Raw genomic sequence first — 16,856 nt, 5'->3', positions numbered from 1 at the left:
CGCTTCACCCGTACGCCGCCCACGAGCACGGTGGTGCAGCGGACCGCCGGATGGCACGCTTCTCTAGCGTGCCGCGAACGGCGCCAGCACGTCCTTGCAGGCAGGTGACAGCGACGCGGCGTTGCTGGCGATGCACTGCACGATGCGGCCGCCGCCAGGCGCTACGCCGGCGCACAGCGTGCGGATGTCGGCACCGCAGGCGGAGCGGACGATGAACAGCTCTTCGCGCGGCCGCAGCGGGCGCAACGCGATCACGGCGGGCGCGGCTGCCGGTGCTGCCGCCGCCGCGGGAGCCGCGCCCGGAGGTGCCGCCGTTGCTGCCGTGCCACCGCCGCCGGCCGCGGCGCTCACGGCCTTCTCGCAGGCCGGCGAAACCTTTGCCTTGTTCTTCTCGAGGCATTCGAGCGCAGGCGCGCCGCCTGGCGGCACGCTGGCGCACACCTTGGGATAATCGGCGCGGCACGCGCTCTTGACGGCAGCGACCTGCGCGCTGCTCGGCTGTTTGGCTGCCGCGTCCTTCGGCGCTGCTCCAGATGCCGGCTTTGCGGCGGGGGCGGTTTCAGCCTTCGGCGCGGCAGGCGCGGCCTCCGCCTTGGGTGGAGCCTCTTTGGGTGCAGCCTCGGTCTTCGGCGCCGCAGCAGGCTCGACGGCGCGGACCGCGGTTTGGCATCCCGAGGACAGGCTGGACATGTTCTTCTGCAGGCATTGATAGGCTTCCACGCCGCCGGGCGTGACGCTCGCGCAGTGCGCCATGAAATCCGAGCGGCATGCGGAGCGGATCGCGCTCTTTTGCGCCTCGGTCGGCGCTTGTGCGAATGCGCCTGCTGCAGTTGCGAAGAGAGCCGCCGCCAGCAACGCCCCGCGTGCCGACGCATGTTTCAACGTGTTGAACATCCGAGTATTCCTGCCCTGTCGGCAACGCCGACAATTTTTTCAAATGTGATGCAAACAATCGTCGCGGGTGATGCCGCGCGCGACATCATTGGCCGCCGCGACCTCTACCGCAAGTAGATATTGGCTTTGCAATTGCGACGTAACTACGTCGTCAGAGCTTGATCATCCGCTTGCCGCGGTTCTCGCCCGCCAGCAATCCGACCAGCGCCTTCGGCGTGTTCTCGAGGCCGTCGATGATGTCCTCCTGCACCTTCAGCTTGCCGGATGTGACCCAGGCCTGGAGGTCGGCGAGCGCTCGCTGACTCTCTTTCATGTAGTCCATCACGATGAAGCCTTGCATGACGAGCCGCTTCACCACGATCAGGCCGGGCACGCCGCGCGGGCCGTGTGCCGAGGGCGCGCCGTCATATTGCGAGATCGCACCGCAGCAGGCGATGCGGCCGTAATTGTTCATCTGCGGCAGGCAGGCTTCGAGAATGTCGCCGCCGACATTGTCGAAATAGACATCGATGCCCTTCGGAGCCGCCGCGCGCAACGCCTTGAACACCGCGCCGTCCTTGTAGTCGACGGCGGCATCGAAGCCGAGTTCGGAGGTCAGCCAGCTGCACTTGTCGGCGCCGCCGGCGATGCCGATGACCCGGCATCCCTTGATCTTCGCGATTTGCCCGACGATCGAGCCGACCGAGCCCGCGGCCGCGGAGACCACGACCGTCTCGCCCTCTCTGGGCTTGCCGATCTCCAGCAGGCCGAAATAGGCGGTGAGGCCGGCAATGCCGAACACGCTGAGCAGATGCGTCATCGGCTCGAGCTTCGGCATCTTGGTGAGATGCTTGGCGGGCACTGTCGCCAACTCCTGCCAGCCGGTGTCGCCGAACACGATGTCGCCCGGCGCAAGCTCCGGCGCCTTCGAGCTGATGACCTCGGCGATGGCGCCGCCGGCCATCACGCTGTTGGCCTCCACCGCTGAACGATAGGTCGCGCCGTGCATCCAGGCGCGGTTGGCGGCGTCGAGCGAGATGTAACGCACGCGCAGCAAGGCCTCGCCGTCCTTCGGCTCGGGCACCGCACCTTCGACCAGCTTGAAGTGCTCGGGACCGAGCTTGCCGCTGGGCTTTTCCACCAAAAGAATCTGACGATTGATGCTGCCGCTCATGATGTTTCCCCTCGGTCGTTTGACGATTATTGATGCAGCGGCCGCAAGAAAAACGTGCAAGCCGCTTTCGTTGTGCGCTGCATGAAGGCTAGATCGCGGGCGCCAGTTTCGCAACGGGAACATCCGCCCGACGATCGCACGCCAAGCGTGTTGCGCAGTCGTCATATCTGCGACATCATGAAGCGGTCGGTGTAGCGGGGGTGTTCAATGTCGAACAGGTTTACGCAATTCATTCTGGTGGCGATGGTGCTCGGCATCATCATGGGCGCGGCGATCTACAATTTCCTGCCCGACACGCGGGGCGACTGGGCCTCGTCCATCAACCTGATCGCCGTGATTTTCCTGCGCCTGATCAAGATGATAATCGCGCCGCTGGTATTTGCGACCCTGGTCGGCGGCATTGCTCATATGGGCTCGGGCTCCAAGCTCGGCCGCATCTTCGCCAAGACCATGGGCTGGTTCGTCAGCGCCTCTTTCGTCTCGCTGATGCTCGGCCTCGTGATGGTCAATCTGCTCCAGCCCGGCGCGAATTTCCCGGGTACGCTGCCTGACAAGGCGCAGTCGACCGGCCTGCCGGTTTCCGCCTTCTCGATCGAAAAATTCCTGACCCATCTGATCCCGACCTCGATCGCGGATGCGATGGCGCAGAACGAGATCCTGCAGATCGTGATCTTCGCCGTGTTCTTCTCGGTGGCGATGGGCTCGATGCCCGAGCGCTCCAAGCCGATCCTGGCGCTGATCGACGACATCGGCCACATCATGCTCAAGGTGACGGGCTATGTGATGCTGTTCGCGCCGTTCGCGGTCTGGGCCGCCATCACCGCGACGGTTGCCAAGAACGGCCTGCTAGTGCTCTGGAAGCTCATCGTCTTCATGGGTGGCTTCTATCTCTCGCTCGCGCTCCTGTGGGGCATCCTGGTGGTCGTGGGCTTCATCGTGATCGGGCCGCGCTACGCCCATCTGCTGAAGCTGATCCGCGAACCGCTGATGATCGCGTTCTCCACCGCGAGCTCGGAAGCGGCGTATCCGAAAACTCTGGAGGGGTTGAACAAGTTCGGCGCCTCGTCGCGGATATCGAGCTTCGTGCTGCCGCTCGGCTATTCCTTCAATCTCGACGGCACGATGATGTACTGCACCTTCGCGAGCGTCTTCATCGCGCAGAGCTATCACATCGACATGCCGCTCGGCACCCAGCTCGCGATGCTGGCAACGCTGATGATCACCTCGAAGGGCGTGGCCGGCGTGCCGCGCGCCTCCCTCGTGGTGATCGCCTCGACGCTCTCGCAGTTCGGCATCCCCGAGGCGGGGCTGTTGATGATCATGGGCATCGACACCTTCCTCGACATGGGCCGCAGCGCCACCAACGTGATCGGCAACACGCTCGCGACCTCGGTCGTGGCCAAGTGGGAAGGCGAGCTCGGGCCCGAGCACGAGCTTGAACCTGGCGATGCCGTGCCGGGGGACATGATCCCCGGCGAAGTGCCTGCGATGGCCGGCCATTGATCGGAGTGCATCATGCGCCTTTCAATGGCGATATCGGGCGGCCTGTTGCTGGCAGCGTGCCTGCTGGCCACGGGTGCCTCCGCCCAGACCGGTGGCAGCGAAGGGCTTAGCCCGACGCTGTCGGCGATCAAGACCGCGCACACCGTGCGCCTCGGCTATCGCGAGAGCTCGCCGCCGTTCTCCTTCCTCGACCAGGCCAACCGGCCGATCGGCTACAGCCTCGAGCTTTGCGAGGCTATTGTCGAGGAGATCGGCGTCGAGGTCGACGATCCCAATCTGAAGATCGCCTACGTCAAGGTCACCTCCGATGACCGCATCGACGCCGTGCTCCAGAACAAGATCGACCTGGAATGCGGCTCGACCACGGCCAATGCCGAGCGCGGCAAGCGCGTCGCCTTCTCGCCGCTGATGTTCGTCGCCGGCACCAAGCTGATGGTGCCGAAGGCGTCCAGCGTCCAGTCACTGACTGATCTGAAGGGCAAGACCGTCGTGGTGACGAAGGGCACCACCAACGAGCAGGCGATCCAGGCGGCCGACAAGAAGTCATCGTTGGGACTGACCATCGTTGTCGGTGCCGATCACGAACAGTCATACCAGATGCTCGTCGACGGCAAGGCCGATGCGTTCGCGACCGACGACATCCTGCTGTCCAGCCTGATCGTGCGTCACAAGGCACAGGACAAGTTCCGCGTCACCGGCGATTACCTGTCCTACGACCCCTACGGCATCATGTTCCGCAAGGGCGAACCGCAACTGGCGGCGGTGGTCGATCGCACTTTCCGCAAGCTCGGCTCCAACCACGACCTCGTTCCGCTCTACAACAAATGGTTCACCGCACGGCTTCCGACCGGCGAACGGCTGAACGTGCCGATCTCGCTGCAGCTGGAGGAAGCCTTCAAGGCGATGGACGATTCCGCGAGCGCGAATAACTAGCGCCTGTGCGACGAACGAAAGTGTGCCCTCTCCCTTACCGGGGGAGAGGGCGCAGCAACGAGCAGCGCGCGCTCACGTGCCGGCGGGCACCTGGTCCAGAAATCCCGTGATGCTCCTGATACGGCCGTCCTTCAGCACGGCGAAATCCGTACCCTTGATCGGGCTGTCGATGCCGTCAGGACCAAGGCCCCAACTGAAGCGGACATGGTCGCCGTAGCCGTTGGGCTCGCCGATCAGCTTGAATTTGAAATCGGGGAAGCGCTGCTGCACGCCTGCGATCAGCGCATCGACGCCGTCATGGCCGTCGCCCTTCATCAGGGGATCGACATAGCTCGCATCCGCCGTCCAGTTCTGGCTCAGCAGTTCGCGCCGGCGGTCAGCTGCACGTTCGTTCCAGAGATCGATGTAGCGGCGAGCGATGGTGATGGGATCGGTCATTGTCGTCTCCTTCGATGGCGCCGTGTCGTTCGGCTGACATGATTATCGAAGGTTTGCGCGCGCTGATCGATTACCTCGGAGGTCATGCGCATGATGCGGGAAAGTGTGAAGCGGTTTCCCGATCGGATCATGCGCCGACAAGCGCGCGCAAATGTTTGTCGCGAACTTACTTGGCCGCCGTGACCATGATTTCGACGGTGTATTGTGCCGCCGCGAGCTTGGCTTCGACGGTGGCGCGTGCCGGCGTGTTGCCGGGCGAGACCCAGGCGTCCCACACCGCGTTCATCTCGCCAAACGTCTTCATGTCGGTGATGTAGATCGTGGCCGAAAGAAGTTTGGACTTGTCGGTGCCGGCCTTGGCGAGATGGCTGTCGATAGTCGCCAGAATGTCCTGGGTCTGCTTCGTCACGCTTTCGCCGGCGGCGTTGTTGGCGACGACACCGGCGAGATAGACTGTGTTACCGTGCACGACGACCTGGCTCATGCGCGGGCCGGTTTCAAGACGCTGAATGCTCATTGGGGGTCTCCTTTGAATGGCGGCCCTGTCTAGCGCAGCGGCTTGCCCTGTGCCACCCCAGGCACGCATGCGTTGCCGGGCACGCATGCGTTGCCAGGCACGCATGCGTCATCGGCGATGCCTGAGTTGCACTTCAGGGAAACTGGCCGAAGAACGTCCAGATCGTTTCGGCTGCGTCGATGTCGCCGTTCTGCGACCCGAGCAAGCTGGCGGCGACCTTCGGGAAGCGGGCATCCGGAGAAAATCCGGGCATGCGATGACCGCCTTGATTGATGCGATAAAGCACGACGTCGTGCCCTTCAGGACAGCGCGAGGAGATCCGCGTCACCGTGGACTGGTCTGCTGGCGCCCTGTCGGGCAAATCGGTCATGTCGGCATTATCGGTCTCGCAGCCGTTGAGCTTGCGCCAGAACGCAAGCGTCTCGTCGGTGGACCAAAAACTGTCTGCGGCATAATAGCTCGATCCGCGGCCGCCTTCGTAGGGGACCAGCGGATCGGCCGTGCCGTTCATCAGCAGCATCGGCAACGGCCGCGACGGATGGCACGTGACAGCGGTCTCATCAGTGAGGTTCATGCTCACGCTCGCGCCGGCAGCAAACAGATCGGCTCGGGCGCAGACCAGCGTCATTGCCATGGCGCCGCCATTGGAGATGCCGGTGACATAGACGCGGCGAGGATCGGCGGTGCCGTTCGCCACCAGCTTCTCGACGAGCTTTGCGATGAAGGCGACGTCGTCGGTACCCGCGGGCGGGCCACGGAGCGCCGGTCCCGCCTTGGTCCTCGCATCGGCCCATGCGTGGTTGAGGCCATCAGGAAAGACCACCGCAAACCCTTCGCGCTTTGCGACCTGCGGCCACGCTGTCCGCGTCATCATGTCGGCTCCGCGCTGCGTCTTGCCGTGCAGCACGACGACGAGCGGCACGAGCCGCTTCGACGGCAGTTGCACAGTGTAGGACCGCTTCACACCGTCAATATCGATCGTATCCGCGGACGCAGCCGAGGCAGCGGCTAATGCCGCAACAAACGCCCCGATGCGCAGCCGCGGCCGCATCATCTAGCCCACGGCCTTCGCCGCGGCCCGGCCCGCATTGCGGCCCGAGAACAGGCAGCCGCCGAGGAACGTGCCTTCCAGCGAACGATAGCCGTGCACGCCGCCGCCGCCGAAGCCGGCGGCTTCGCCGGCTGCATAGAGGCCGGGGATGACGCTGCCCTCCTCGCCGAACACGCGCGAAGAGAGGTCGGTCTCGAAACCGCCGAGCGTCTTGCGGGTGAGGATGTTGAGCTTGACCGCGATCAGCGGCCCTTGCGCGGGATCGAGGATGCGGTGAGGGGAGGCGGTGCGGATCAGTCTGTCGCCGATATAGCGCCGCGCATTGTGAATGTTCATCACCTGCGCATCCTTGACGTAAGGGTTGGCGATCTCTCGGTCGCGCGCCTCGATCTGCATCCTGATGTGCTCGAGCTTGAGGAGGTCGCTGCCGGCCAGCTTGTTCATGGCCGCAACGAGATCCTCGATCTTGTCGCGCACGATGAAGTCGACACCATGGCTTTTGAACGCTTCCACCGGCGCCGGCGCGCCCTTGTTGGTGGCGCGCTTGATGGTCATACGCCAGCTCTTGCCGGTGAGGTCGGGATTCTGCTCCGAGCCCGACAGCGCAAACTCCTTCTTGATGATGCTCTGGGTCAGGATGAACCAGGAATAATCGTAGCCGGTGGACATGATGTATTGGAGCTGGCCGAGCGTGTCGGAGCCGGGAAACAACGGCGCCGGCAGGCGCGTGCCGGTGGCGTCGAACCACATCGAGGAGGGGCCGGGCAGGATGCGGATGCCGTGGCGCGGCCAGATCGGTGACCAGTTCTGGATGCCTTCGACATAATGCCACATGCGGTCGCGGTTGATCAGCCGCGCGCCTGCTTTCTCGGTGATGCCGATCATGCGGCCGTCGACATGCTCGGGCACGCCGGAGATCATGAATTTCGGCGGCGCGCCGAGTCGCTTCGGCCAGTTCTGCCGCACCAGCTCGTGATTGCCGCCGATGCCGCCGGACGCCACGATCACGGCTTGGGCCTTCAACGCAAACTCGCCGACAACATTGCGCGACGAACTCTTGCCGCGCTCGACATTGTCGGGGGCGAGAATGGCGCCGCCGACGCCATCCACCGTACCGTTGGTGATCGAGAGCGCATCGACGCGATGGCGGAACCGAAAGCTCAGCCGGCCGCTTCTGACCGCCTCGCGCGCCCGGCGCTCGAACGGCTCGACGATGCCGGGCCCGGTGCCCCAGGTGACATGAAAGCGCGGCACCGAATTGCCGTGGCCCATCGCGTCATAACCACCGCGCTCGGCCCATCCGACCACGGGGAAAATGCGATGGCCCATCGCTCGCAGCCATGCACGCTTCTCGCCGGCCGCGAACGCCACATAGGCGTCGGCCCATTGCCGCGGCCAGAAATCCTCGTCGCGGTCGAAGCCGGCGGTGCCGAGCCAGTCCTGCATCGCGAGGTCGAAGGAGTCCTTGATGCCGAGCCGGCGCTGCTCCGGCGAATCGACCAGGAATAATCCGCCGAACGACCAGAACGCCTGGCCGCCGAGCGACTGCTCGCCCTCCTGGTCGACCACGATTACGCGCTTGCCGGCGTCCGCGATCTCGGTTGCGGCCACCAGGCCCGACAGTCCTGCGCCGACAACGATGACGTCAGTCTCTTCAGCCATCTGTTCGGCCATATGTTTCCCCCTCCATGTGTTTCGCCCTCCACAGGTTCCTCCCTGTAGTTGCCCGGATTGAAGCCGGCGGTTGCAACTGAGATCAAGAGGACGGCGCGTAAGACATCGTTAACTTGTTCCACTTCGGGAAAAAGACCGGCTGAGTGCAGCGCCGGCGCAACACTGGATTTGAATTTGTTTTGAGCGAGCCGGCATGCCTAGACAAAACCGCGGTTACGACGGACCCTAGCAGGGCATCACCACCTGACACACAGATTCGAATTCGACTGGGGCGGGGGCCAATGAAGTTTCTGACGGGGTTGCTTGCGGCGGTTCTCCTGATCGCGAGCATGGGCGCTTCTCACGCGGTGGTTCGGATCGCGGATGACCGCGGCGGCCGGATCGGAACCTACGTCGACAAATACCAGGACCTGCGACAGTCGGGCGATACCGTCATCATCGACGGTCTCTGCGCCTCTGCCTGCACCATCGTCCTCGGCGCCATCCCGCCTGACCGCATCTGCGTGACGTCGCACGCCACACTGGGCTTCCACGCCGCGTGGGATTTCGGCAGCAACGGCCGCGCCGTCACCAATACCGAAGCGACCCAGATGCTCTATGCGATGTATCCCTCGCAGGTGAAGCGCTGGATCAATCAGCGCGGCGGCCTCACCCCGCATATGCTCTTCCTGAAGGGCCGGCAGCTCCAGGCTATGTACAAGCCTTGCTACCTCGACGCGCAGGCCTCGGCCAACAAGCCATCGTCGCGGTAGGCCGCGGCAGTCATTCGCCTTTCACTAATCTGTCGTCATGGCCGGGCTTGTCCCGGCCATCCACGTTCTTGGGCCCGGCTGGAAAGTCCGTGGATGCCCGGGCCTTCGCCTCGCCGAAGCGGCTTCGGCCGCGCAAGCCCGGCATGACGGAGAACCTCCGTATCACAAGTTCTCCAGCCCGCCCGCCGCGCTTGCCCGGCCCGGTCCCAGCGCCTATTTGAAAGGCAGGGAACCCTTCACCCCGATCGTTGTCATGGCTCAACCACTGCACCCTACCCATCCTGTATCGGACAATTCGCCCACTGCCGGCCGGACGCCGGTCGTGCTGCTGTTGGCAGGTGCTGGCGTCGGCGGCCTGGTCGTGCTCGGCGCGCTCGCGCTCTGGTTCCACTACGGCAGCCAGGTGTTCTTCGAAATGATCAGGACCGGTCTTGCCGCCTGCTTCTGACACGCGACAGGAAGTTTTCCGCTCATGAGCCCTACCGCCCGTCCGCTGGTGATCGCGACCGCCTTCGCCGCAAGCCTCGTCCTCGGGCTGCTGATCGTATTCTGGGCCATGGGCGGGGTCGGCAAGGTGGCGCAGCCGGCCGCGATCGGCGGCCCGTTCCAGCTCACCGACCAGAACGGCAAGACCGTCACCGACAAGAACCTCAAGGGCAAGCCGACCCTGATCTTCTTCGGCTACACCCATTGTCCCGACGTCTGCCCAACCTCGCTGTTCGAGATCTCGGAAGTGCTGCGCGCGATGGGCAAGGACGCCGACAAGGTCAATGCCGTCTTCATCTCGGTCGATCCCGAGCGCGATACGCCGGCCGCGATGAAGGATTATCTGTCGAGCTTCGACCCGCACCTCGAAGGGCTGAGCGGCGATCCTGCCGAGACCGCCAAGGTGATCACCTCCTACCGGGTCTATGCCAAGAAGGTCCCGACCAAGGACGGCGACTACACCATGGACCACACGGCGCTGATCTATCTGATGGATCGCGACGGCCGCTTCGTCTCGCCGTTCAACCTGAAGCGCACGCCGGAAGAAGCCGCAGGGGAGTTGAAGCGGTATCTGTAGGCTTCCCTATTGACCGCAATCCGCGCTCGCGTTCCCGGCCGGATGGGCTATAAGGCCCTCCGATCCCAACGAAAATCGTTCATTTCAGCCGATGGCTCCATCGCAACAGGCGAAATCGTCCAAATCCGCCCGTGGCTTGCTGACCGGGCTGATCGTCGGCGTCTGCGCGCTCGCTGCTGCGCCGTCCGCGCAGGCGCAGGCCCCGGCCAAGCAGCCCCCAACGGCGCCGCAAGCCTCACCTCAGGTCGCGCCGCAAGCCGCCCCGCAGGCGGTGCCGGGTTTCTGGGACCCGCGGCGGCGGCCGGAGCGGCCGGACCTGTCGCGCCTGACCGTGATCCGTTTCCTGACCGAGACCGACTATCCGCCGTTCAACTACACCGGCGCCGACGGTAATCCGGCCGGCTTCAACGTCGACTTCGCGCGCGCGCTGTGCGAGGAGATCAAGGTCACTTGCACGGTGCAGATGCGGCGCTTCGAGACGCTGGTCGATGCGCTCGCCTCCAACCGGGGCGATGCCATCATCGCCTCGATGGCGGTGAGTCCGCAGCTCCGCGCCCGGGTCGACTTCACCGATCCCTATTACCGCGTGCCTGCGCGCTTTGCTTCGCGCAAGGACGCGGTGATGCCGGAGATCCGGCCCGAATATCTCGAAGGCAAGAAGGTCGGCGTCATCGCCGGCTCCGCGCATGAGGCCTATCTCAAGGCCCTGTTCACCGACGCCGAGCTGCACCCTTATCCCAACGACGACGCTATGCGCGGCGCCTTGCGCAAGGGCGAGGTCGATTTCATCTTCGGCGACGCCATCGCGCTCGCGTTCTGGATCAACGGCACGGATTCCGGCGATTGCTGCGCCTTCTCCGGCGGCCCCTTCGTCGAGAGCCGTTTCTTCGGCGAGGGCATTGGCATCGCCGTACGCAAGGGCAACGACGTGCTGCGCCAGGCCCTGAACTGGGCGATGTTCCGCGTCTGGGAGAAGGGCCGCTACACCGATCTGTGGCTGCGGTATTTCTCGGTGAGCCCGTTCTAGTCCCAGGCGCCGTTGCCAATTCCTCATCCTGACGAGCTTGCGTAGCAAGCGTCTCGAAGGATGACGGCCCCGCTGGTGGCCGGGCCCTTCGAGACCCGCGCTTCGCGGGCACCTCAGGATGAGGATATGTCGTATCCGCGACACCGGCGCATTAACCGTCCGCTCATCCTTTTCGTCAAAATAGCACCGCTCTGGCCGCAGCGTCGCTCGCGGAGCGGCCTTCCGCGTGGTGAAATCGAGCTTCGGCTTCGAGTGGTGTGATGCGTAACATAATGATCTTCGCGGCGATCATGATCGGCCTCGGCACCTTCATGGCGCAGATGGCGGACAGGATGAGCTCCGCCTCGGCGACGTCGGTGCCGCGTACGGTCGCAGTCGCGTCCACCGCGGCGGCCGGCGGCCGCAGCCTCAACATCCCCCGCGACGGCCGCGGCCACTTCCAAACCGAGGGCCGGATCGAAGGCCAGCGCATCGGCTTCATGGTCGACACCGGCGCCTCCGTGGTCGCGCTGAACGAGACCTCGGCCGCCCGCTTCGGCCTGCGTCCCTCGCGCAGCGATTACAACGCCACCGTCTCCACCGCCAACGGCACCATCAAGGCCGCGCGCACTCGCATCGCCATGCTCGATGTCGGCGGCCTAATCGTGCGCGACGTCGATGCCATGGTGCTGCCCGACGAAGCACTGTCCGAGAACCTGCTCGGTCTCTCCTTCCTCTCCCGCCTCAGGCGCTTCGAATACGCCAACGGTCAGATGGTGCTGGAGCAGTAAAGGTCCTCCCAAAGGCGACGGCGACACATATTTCAAGAAAATCTCTATTTCGATCGCTCTCGCGGACAGATTTCCCCGTTACCAAACTGCCGCAATTATCATCCATAAGCTGCCATTCCCGCCTTCCGCTGCAGCCCGGCATTCGCTAAGGCTGCATCAAATCCTGGCTCTTTTTTCACGAGACCGTCTCAATGTTCCCCAAGCCGAAATCCGTGTTGCTGCCCAACACCTATGCCTTCGAATCCGAGCCGATGGTGAAGGCCACGGGCTTTCGCGAATACGACGCGCGCTGGCTGTTCCAGAAGGAAATCAACCTGATGGGAATCCAGGCGCTCGGCATGGGGCTGGGCGCGCTGATCGCAGAACTCGGCGTCAGCCAGGAGATCGTCACCGGTCATGATTTCCGCGGCTATTCGGCCTCGATCAAATATGCGCTGATCTCCGGCCTGATGGCAGCAGGCTGCAAGGTGCACGACATCGGGCTCGCGGTGACGCCGATGGCCTATTTCGCGCAGTTCGACCTCGACGTGCCCTGCTGCGCCATGGTCACGGCCTCGCACAACGACAATGGCTGGACCGGCGTGAAGATGGGCGCCAACCGCCCGCTGACCTTCGGTCCCGACGAGATGACGCGGCTGAAGGAGATCGTGCTGGGCGCCGAGTTCAAGAACAAGGCCGGCGGCTCCTATCAATTCCACGAGAATTATCCGGCGCGCTACATCGCCGATCTCACCAGCCGCCCGAAGCTCAAGCGCAAGCTCAAGGTTGTCGCGGCCTGCGGCAACGGTACCGCCGGCGCATTCGCGCCGCAGGTGCTGGAGGCGATCGGCTGCGAGGTGATCCCGCTCGACACCGAGCTCGACCACACCTTCCCGAAATACAATCCGAACCCCGAAGACATGGAGATGCTGCACGCGATCCGCGACGCGGTGCTGCAGCACAAGGCCGATGTGGGTCTCGGCTTCGACGGCGACGGCGATCGCTGCGGCGTCGTCGACAACACCGGCGAGGAGATCTTTGCCGACAAGGTCGGCGTGATGCTGGCGCGCGACATGTCCGCGATCCACAAGGACGCGCAGTTCATCGTCGACGTGAAGTCGACCGGCCTGTTCATCACCGATCCGGTGCTGCAGAAGCAGGGTGCAAAAACCACCTACTGGAAGACCGGCCATTCCTACATGAAGCGCCGCACCCATGAGACGGGTGCGCTCGCCGGCTTCGAGAAGTCCGGCCACTTCTTCTTCAACAAGCCGTATGGACGCGGCTATGACGACGGTCTCGTCTCGGCGCTGGCGATCTGCGATATGCTTGACCGCGCCCCCGGCAAGTCGATGGCCGATCTCAAGAACGCGCTGCCGAAGACCTGGTCGTCGCCGACGATGTCGCCGCATTGCGCCGACGAGACCAAATACGGCGTCATCGACAAGGTGGTGAAGCACTTCGAGGCCTTGCAGGCCAAGGGCGCCAAGATCGGCGGCCAGTCGATCCGCGATCTCGTCACCGTCAACGGCGTCCGCGTCACGGTCGAGGACGGCAGCTGGGGCCTGGTGCGTGCCTCCTCCAACAAGCCCGAGCTCGTTGTCGTGGTCGAGAGCCCGGTCTCCGAGCAGCGCATGCACGACATGTTCGAGATGGTGAACAGCGTGCTGCGCACCCATCCCGAAGTCGGCGAGTACAATCAGAAGATTTGAGGCGCGAGGCTAGTCTCACCTGCTGTCATGCCCCGGCTTGACCGGGGCATCCAGTACGCGGCTTATCCGAACCCCATCATCGTCTCTGGAATACTGGATCGCCCGGTCAAGCCGGGCGATGACAGTTTGCGTGTGGTGAGCCTTAAGCCGCAACCACAGCCGGGATCGGCAGCGCGGTGACCGACTTGATCTTCTCCATCGCGAAGCGCGAGGTGACGTTCTTCAGCGGCACGGCGCTGATCAGTTTCTTGTAGAACACGTCATAGGCCTGCATGTCCGCGACGACGACGCGCAGCATGTAATCGACGTCGCCGGCCATGCGATAGAACTCCATCACCTCAGGCATGGCGCTGACGGCGTCGGCGAACCTCTTGAGCCAGGCGTCGGAATGGTCGGAGCTCTCGACCGACACGAACACGGAGATGCCGAGCCCGATCTTGTTCTGGTCGACCAGCGCCACCCGCTTGGTAATCACGCCGTCGGCCTCCAAGCGCTGGATGCGCTTCCAGCAGGGGGTCGAGGACAGGCCGACGCGGTCGCCAATCTCGGCGACGGAGAGGGAGGCATCGTCCTGCAGCACCATCAGAATCTTGCGGTCGATGGCGTCGAGGCGGCGGCTGGTCTCGGGGAGTGGGACGGCGAGATCGGTCATTTGAAGAACTTTGTTCCATTTCAAGGGACGTTTTCCCTGATATAGAGAAAATCTTTCTATAGCAAGTCTATAATCTTGGCGCCCGCTCCAACGTCGCCGCCGGCGACGTGCTCAAAAGCTCTTCAACTTCAACGCGTTGCGGGGCGGCCAGGCCGCCACCAGGACGGGTGCATTTCAGCGCCGCGGCGGCCGCGGCGAATCGCAGCGCCTGCCGCACGCCGCCACCTTCGGCGAAGCGAAGCGTGAAGGCGCCATGGAAGACGTCGCCGGCGCCGAGCGTATCGACGGCCTGAACCGGGAAGGCCGGCGTCTGCTCCAATGCGCCGGTCTCGTTCAGCCAGATCGTGCCATACGGACCGCGGGTGGCGGCGAGGAAGGCGGGCGTGAGCGCGGCCAGGCGCTTCAATGCCGCGCCGTCATCGGGGATGCCGGCTGTCTCCTGCAACTGGTCACTGGCGAACAGCAGATGTGAGGCGGCCGTGAGCAGGCTGTCCTGCAACGACATCGCGCGGTCGACGCCGACGATGACGGCAATGCCGCGCCGGCGTGCCTCGGTGCAGAGCGAAGTTGCGAACGCGGCGCAGCGGCTTTCGACGAGAACCGCCCGGCAATCGGCGAGCAGCTTGTCGGCGTCGGGCAGCTCGACTGTCCACAGGGCCGGATCGCGATAGATCGTGAGCGTTCGCTCGCCCGTCGCGTCAATGATGATGGCAGAGACGGGCGTGCTCGCATCAGGTATGCGCACGATATGGCTTGTGTCGATATTTTCGGATGTCATGCGGTCGAGAATGAAGCCGCTCGACGTCTCCTGCGCATCGCCCATCGGACCTGCGAACGCGACGCGGCCACCAAGCCGAGCGATAGCGATCGCGGCATTGAGTGCGTTGCCGCCGCAAATCTCCGCGAGATGCCTGGCATTCGCCTTGCTGCCGCGCGCGGGCACGGTTTCGACACGAAAGGTCAGGTCGCGCACGGGAATGCCGATGCAGAGGATGCGCGGCGCGATCCCTGGTGCAGCCATCTCCGTCTCAGCTCTTGTCGTGCACCCAGCGGCCGAGCAGGTGATGCGCAATCGCAAACGGATGCGGGCCGGCGAGCCCGTCAGGATGCGTCCGCGTCAGCATCAAGGCCGCCTCCTCGCGCGTGAACCAGCGCGCATCCTCCAACTCGGAGTGATCGACGACGATGTCCTCGCTCACCGCCCGCGCGCTGCACCCGATCATCAGCGACGACGGATAGGGCCAGGGCTGGGTCATGTAATATTGCACCTCGGTGCAGCGAATGCCGGATTCTTCGAAAATCTCGCGGCGCACCGCGTCCTCGATGGTTTCGGCGGCCTCGACGAAGCCGGCGAGGCAGGAATACATGCCCGGCGGAAACTGCTTCTGGCGGCCGAGCAGGCATTTGTCGCCGGCGGCGACGTGCATGATCACGACAGGGTCGGTGCGCGGGAAATGCTCGGCCTTGCAACTCGGGCACTCCCGCTTCCAGCCGCCTTCCTTCATCGCGGTACGCGTGCCGCAATTGGCGCAATAGCCGTGGCGCTGATGCCAGCTCACCATCGACTTCGCCATCGCGATCGCCGACAGCTCCTGCGGCGGCACCGCGCCCTGCATCGCCATGCCGCGCAGCTCGCTGAGGGCGTAGTCCTCGCGCCCGATCAGCTTCTCGGACGCGGCCTGCGACAGGCCCATCCCGAACATCGCGGCGCCGCCGCGCAAGCCTAAGAAGATCGTGCCGGGATTGGCGCCGCATTTCAACGCCTCGTCGATTCCGAGCAGCGCGCGCACTTTGTCGCCCTCGCGCTTCACCAGCAGTGAGTCGCGATAGACCACATAGGCGCGCGACGACGGCTTCTGCTCCATCGCGAACAGCTTTTCGTCGTCGCGGCGCAGATGCGCGGCGCGGTCGAGAATGTTGGTGACGAAGGCGGGTTGTCCCAGTGGAAACGAGTCGAATGCTGACATTTCTTGTTCTTTCAACCCAACCAGATCTTGCGGCGAAGCGCGCTGATGAAACTCTGCACCTCGGTGGCGTCGTGCGCCAAGGGCTGCATCACGCCCCAGACCGGCCGCGGCCAGGCGGCGTCACTGGTGCGGCGCGCGATGATGTGGACGTGAAGCTGCGGCACGAGGTTACCGAGTGCCGCGATGTTGAGCTTGTCGCATTGGGTGATCTCCTTCAGCGCGCGCGAGACGCGGGAGATCTCCGTCATCAATTGCGCCTGCTGCACCTCGTCGAGGTCGATGATCTCCACCGCGTCGGCGCGTCGCGGCACCAGCAGCAGCCAGGGATAATGCGCGTCCTTGATGACCAAGACCTTGCACAGCGGCAAATCGCCGATGTCGATAGTGTCCTCTTTCAGGCGGGAGTGCAGCGACCAGGCGGGTTCGGACATAAAGGTTTCCGGATGGCCCGATGGGATCGGGCATGGCGGGGCGGAACCCCTGAATATTTGCTGCGACCATACGATACGGAATCTGATTGGGGAAGGATGGCGCTCCGCAGAGGCGGCATACGCGATCGTCGTCCTGGACAAGCGCAGCGCCGATCCAGGACCCATTACCATCGGATTGGGTTTGGCGAAGATTCGGGGTTACCGACCTCGTGCCGCAACTTCTCTTTGGGGCAATGGGTCCGGTGGATTCACACTCGAAGTGCAACAGTTGAGAGGAGAAGGCCTCTGCCGGGGTTCTGAAGTCAAGGCATTTGCGCGGGGTGTTGTTGTAGGCGGCAAT

18 protein-coding genes are annotated in these 16,856 nt (G+C 64.1%); 8 read left to right on the top strand and 10 right to left on the bottom strand.

Annotation, left to right across the window (positions count from 1 at the left end; translation table 11 throughout):
- Window positions 1-63 precede the first annotated feature (63 nt).
- Both IVB36_RS26555 and IVB36_RS26550 read right to left on the bottom strand, forming a co-directional pair.
- Entirely contained in the window at window positions 64-894 is an 831-nt protein-coding gene (locus IVB36_RS26555) for a cysteine rich repeat-containing protein (protein WP_247299211.1), read from the bottom strand.
- A 151-nt stretch (window positions 895-1,045) separates the two neighbouring features.
- The gene (locus IVB36_RS26550; protein ID WP_018452994.1) at window positions 1,046-2,047 is read right to left on the bottom strand and encodes an NADP-dependent oxidoreductase; all 1,002 of its coding nucleotides are present in this window, start codon (window positions 2,045-2,047) and stop codon (window positions 1,046-1,048) included.
- Window positions 2,048-2,254: 207 nt separating this feature from the next.
- Here IVB36_RS26550 and IVB36_RS26545 point away from each other — a divergent pair, with 207 nt between their 5' ends.
- Both IVB36_RS26545 and IVB36_RS26540 read left to right on the top strand, forming a co-directional pair.
- Window positions 2,255-3,550: a dicarboxylate/amino acid:cation symporter gene (locus IVB36_RS26545; RefSeq protein ID WP_027569994.1), complete on the top strand. Its 1,296-nt coding sequence runs from the start codon at window positions 2,255-2,257 to the stop codon at window positions 3,548-3,550.
- Window positions 3,551-3,562: 12 nt separating this feature from the next.
- Window positions 3,563-4,483: an amino acid ABC transporter substrate-binding protein gene (locus tag IVB36_RS26540; RefSeq protein WP_026232434.1), complete on the top strand. Its 921-nt coding sequence runs from the start codon at window positions 3,563-3,565 to the stop codon at window positions 4,481-4,483.
- A 72-nt stretch (window positions 4,484-4,555) separates the two neighbouring features.
- Here IVB36_RS26540 and IVB36_RS26535 read toward each other — a convergent pair whose 3' ends face one another.
- From IVB36_RS26535 to IVB36_RS26520, 4 genes are all read right to left on the bottom strand, one after another.
- Window positions 4,556-4,921, bottom strand: coding sequence for a nuclear transport factor 2 family protein (locus tag IVB36_RS26535; protein WP_018452997.1), 366 nt, complete (start codon window positions 4,919-4,921; stop codon window positions 4,556-4,558).
- 166 nt (window positions 4,922-5,087) lie between these two features.
- Complete coding sequence (locus IVB36_RS26530; RefSeq protein ID WP_007599359.1) at window positions 5,088-5,438, bottom strand: RidA family protein; 351 nt, start codon at window positions 5,436-5,438, stop codon at window positions 5,088-5,090.
- Between the two features lie 133 nt (window positions 5,439-5,571).
- Window positions 5,572-6,492, bottom strand: a complete 921-nt coding sequence (locus IVB36_RS26525; RefSeq protein WP_204512766.1) for a PHB depolymerase family esterase — start codon at window positions 6,490-6,492, stop codon at window positions 5,572-5,574.
- Window positions 6,493-8,151: an FAD-binding dehydrogenase gene (locus IVB36_RS26520; RefSeq protein ID WP_026232436.1), complete on the bottom strand. Its 1,659-nt coding sequence runs from the start codon at window positions 8,149-8,151 to the stop codon at window positions 6,493-6,495. It abuts the gene before it with no gap.
- A gap of 293 nt (window positions 8,152-8,444) precedes the next feature.
- Between IVB36_RS26520 and IVB36_RS26515 the strand changes: the two genes are divergently transcribed.
- The 6 genes from IVB36_RS26515 to IVB36_RS26490 all read left to right on the top strand — a co-directional run bounded on the left by IVB36_RS26515 (window position 8,445) and on the right by IVB36_RS26490 (window position 13,466).
- Window positions 8,445-8,915, top strand: coding sequence for a hypothetical protein (locus tag IVB36_RS26515; RefSeq protein ID WP_018453000.1), 471 nt, complete (start codon window positions 8,445-8,447; stop codon window positions 8,913-8,915).
- 253 nt (window positions 8,916-9,168) lie between these two features.
- Window positions 9,169-9,363: a hypothetical protein gene (locus IVB36_RS26510; RefSeq protein WP_026232437.1), complete on the top strand. Its 195-nt coding sequence runs from the start codon at window positions 9,169-9,171 to the stop codon at window positions 9,361-9,363.
- Window positions 9,364-9,387: 24 nt separating this feature from the next.
- The gene (locus tag IVB36_RS26505; RefSeq protein ID WP_018453003.1) at window positions 9,388-9,978 is read left to right on the top strand and encodes an SCO family protein; all 591 of its coding nucleotides are present in this window, start codon (window positions 9,388-9,390) and stop codon (window positions 9,976-9,978) included.
- Window positions 9,979-10,069: 91 nt separating this feature from the next.
- Entirely contained in the window at window positions 10,070-11,005 is a 936-nt protein-coding gene (locus IVB36_RS26500; protein WP_018453004.1) for a transporter substrate-binding domain-containing protein, read from the top strand.
- Between the two features lie 260 nt (window positions 11,006-11,265).
- Window positions 11,266-11,775: a TIGR02281 family clan AA aspartic protease gene (locus IVB36_RS26495; RefSeq protein ID WP_026232438.1), complete on the top strand. Its 510-nt coding sequence runs from the start codon at window positions 11,266-11,268 to the stop codon at window positions 11,773-11,775.
- A 191-nt stretch (window positions 11,776-11,966) separates the two neighbouring features.
- Window positions 11,967-13,466: a phosphomannomutase/phosphoglucomutase gene (locus IVB36_RS26490; protein WP_018453006.1), complete on the top strand. Its 1,500-nt coding sequence runs from the start codon at window positions 11,967-11,969 to the stop codon at window positions 13,464-13,466.
- A 142-nt stretch (window positions 13,467-13,608) separates the two neighbouring features.
- Here IVB36_RS26490 and IVB36_RS26485 read toward each other — a convergent pair whose 3' ends face one another.
- The 4 genes from IVB36_RS26485 to IVB36_RS26470 form a co-directional block, all read right to left on the bottom strand.
- Window positions 13,609-14,118: an Lrp/AsnC family transcriptional regulator gene (locus tag IVB36_RS26485; RefSeq protein WP_018453007.1), complete on the bottom strand. Its 510-nt coding sequence runs from the start codon at window positions 14,116-14,118 to the stop codon at window positions 13,609-13,611.
- 67 nt (window positions 14,119-14,185) lie between these two features.
- On the bottom strand, window positions 14,186-15,139 hold the full coding sequence (locus IVB36_RS26480) for a sugar kinase (protein WP_018453008.1): 954 nt from the start codon (window positions 15,137-15,139) through the stop codon (window positions 14,186-14,188).
- A gap of 7 nt (window positions 15,140-15,146) precedes the next feature.
- Window positions 15,147-16,085, bottom strand: a complete 939-nt coding sequence (nudC, locus tag IVB36_RS26475) for an NAD(+) diphosphatase (protein WP_018453009.1) — start codon at window positions 16,083-16,085, stop codon at window positions 15,147-15,149.
- Window positions 16,086-16,096: 11 nt separating this feature from the next.
- On the bottom strand, window positions 16,097-16,516 hold the full coding sequence (locus tag IVB36_RS26470) for an HIT family protein (RefSeq protein ID WP_018453010.1): 420 nt from the start codon (window positions 16,514-16,516) through the stop codon (window positions 16,097-16,099).
- Window positions 16,517-16,856: the final 340 nt, after the last annotated feature.

It is taken from the genome of Bradyrhizobium sp. 35 (genome assembly GCF_023073215.1).
GTDB lineage: Bacteria > Pseudomonadota > Alphaproteobacteria > Rhizobiales > Xanthobacteraceae > Bradyrhizobium > Bradyrhizobium canariense_D.
This window is presented reverse-complemented; position numbering and strand designations above follow the sequence as displayed.

Bases quoted from the DNA above. Each gene is read 5' to 3' on its own strand.
- IVB36_RS26485 (WP_018453007.1), bottom strand. From the start codon at position 14,118: ATGACCGATCTCGCCGTCCCACTCCCCGAGACCAGCCGCCGCCTCGAC.
- IVB36_RS26515 (WP_018453000.1), top strand. From the start codon at position 8,445: ATGAAGTTTCTGACGGGGTTGCTTGCGGCGGTTCTCCTGATCGCGAGC.
- IVB36_RS26495 (WP_026232438.1), top strand. From the start codon at position 11,266: ATGCGTAACATAATGATCTTCGCGGCGATCATGATCGGCCTCGGCACC.
- IVB36_RS26500 (WP_018453004.1), top strand. From the start codon at position 10,070: ATGGCTCCATCGCAACAGGCGAAATCGTCCAAATCCGCCCGTGGCTTG.
- IVB36_RS26555 (WP_247299211.1), bottom strand. From the start codon at position 894: ATGTTCAACACGTTGAAACATGCGTCGGCACGCGGGGCGTTGCTGGCG.
- nudC (WP_018453009.1), bottom strand. From the start codon at position 16,085: ATGTCAGCATTCGACTCGTTTCCACTGGGACAACCCGCCTTCGTCACC.
- IVB36_RS26480 (WP_018453008.1), bottom strand. From the start codon at position 15,139: ATGGCTGCACCAGGGATCGCGCCGCGCATCCTCTGCATCGGCATTCCC.
- IVB36_RS26490 (WP_018453006.1), top strand. From the start codon at position 11,967: ATGTTCCCCAAGCCGAAATCCGTGTTGCTGCCCAACACCTATGCCTTC.
- IVB36_RS26535 (WP_018452997.1), bottom strand. From the start codon at position 4,921: ATGACCGATCCCATCACCATCGCTCGCCGCTACATCGATCTCTGGAAC.
- IVB36_RS26470 (WP_018453010.1), bottom strand. From the start codon at position 16,516: ATGTCCGAACCCGCCTGGTCGCTGCACTCCCGCCTGAAAGAGGACACT.
- IVB36_RS26550 (WP_018452994.1), bottom strand. From the start codon at position 2,047: ATGAGCGGCAGCATCAATCGTCAGATTCTTTTGGTGGAAAAGCCCAGC.
- IVB36_RS26540 (WP_026232434.1), top strand. From the start codon at position 3,563: ATGCGCCTTTCAATGGCGATATCGGGCGGCCTGTTGCTGGCAGCGTGC.
- IVB36_RS26525 (WP_204512766.1), bottom strand. From the start codon at position 6,492: ATGATGCGGCCGCGGCTGCGCATCGGGGCGTTTGTTGCGGCATTAGCC.
- IVB36_RS26520 (WP_026232436.1), bottom strand. From the start codon at position 8,151: ATGGCTGAAGAGACTGACGTCATCGTTGTCGGCGCAGGACTGTCGGGC.
- IVB36_RS26505 (WP_018453003.1), top strand. From the start codon at position 9,388: ATGAGCCCTACCGCCCGTCCGCTGGTGATCGCGACCGCCTTCGCCGCA.
- IVB36_RS26545 (WP_027569994.1), top strand. From the start codon at position 2,255: ATGTCGAACAGGTTTACGCAATTCATTCTGGTGGCGATGGTGCTCGGC.
- IVB36_RS26530 (WP_007599359.1), bottom strand. From the start codon at position 5,438: ATGAGCATTCAGCGTCTTGAAACCGGCCCGCGCATGAGCCAGGTCGTC.
- IVB36_RS26510 (WP_026232437.1), top strand. From the start codon at position 9,169: ATGGCTCAACCACTGCACCCTACCCATCCTGTATCGGACAATTCGCCC.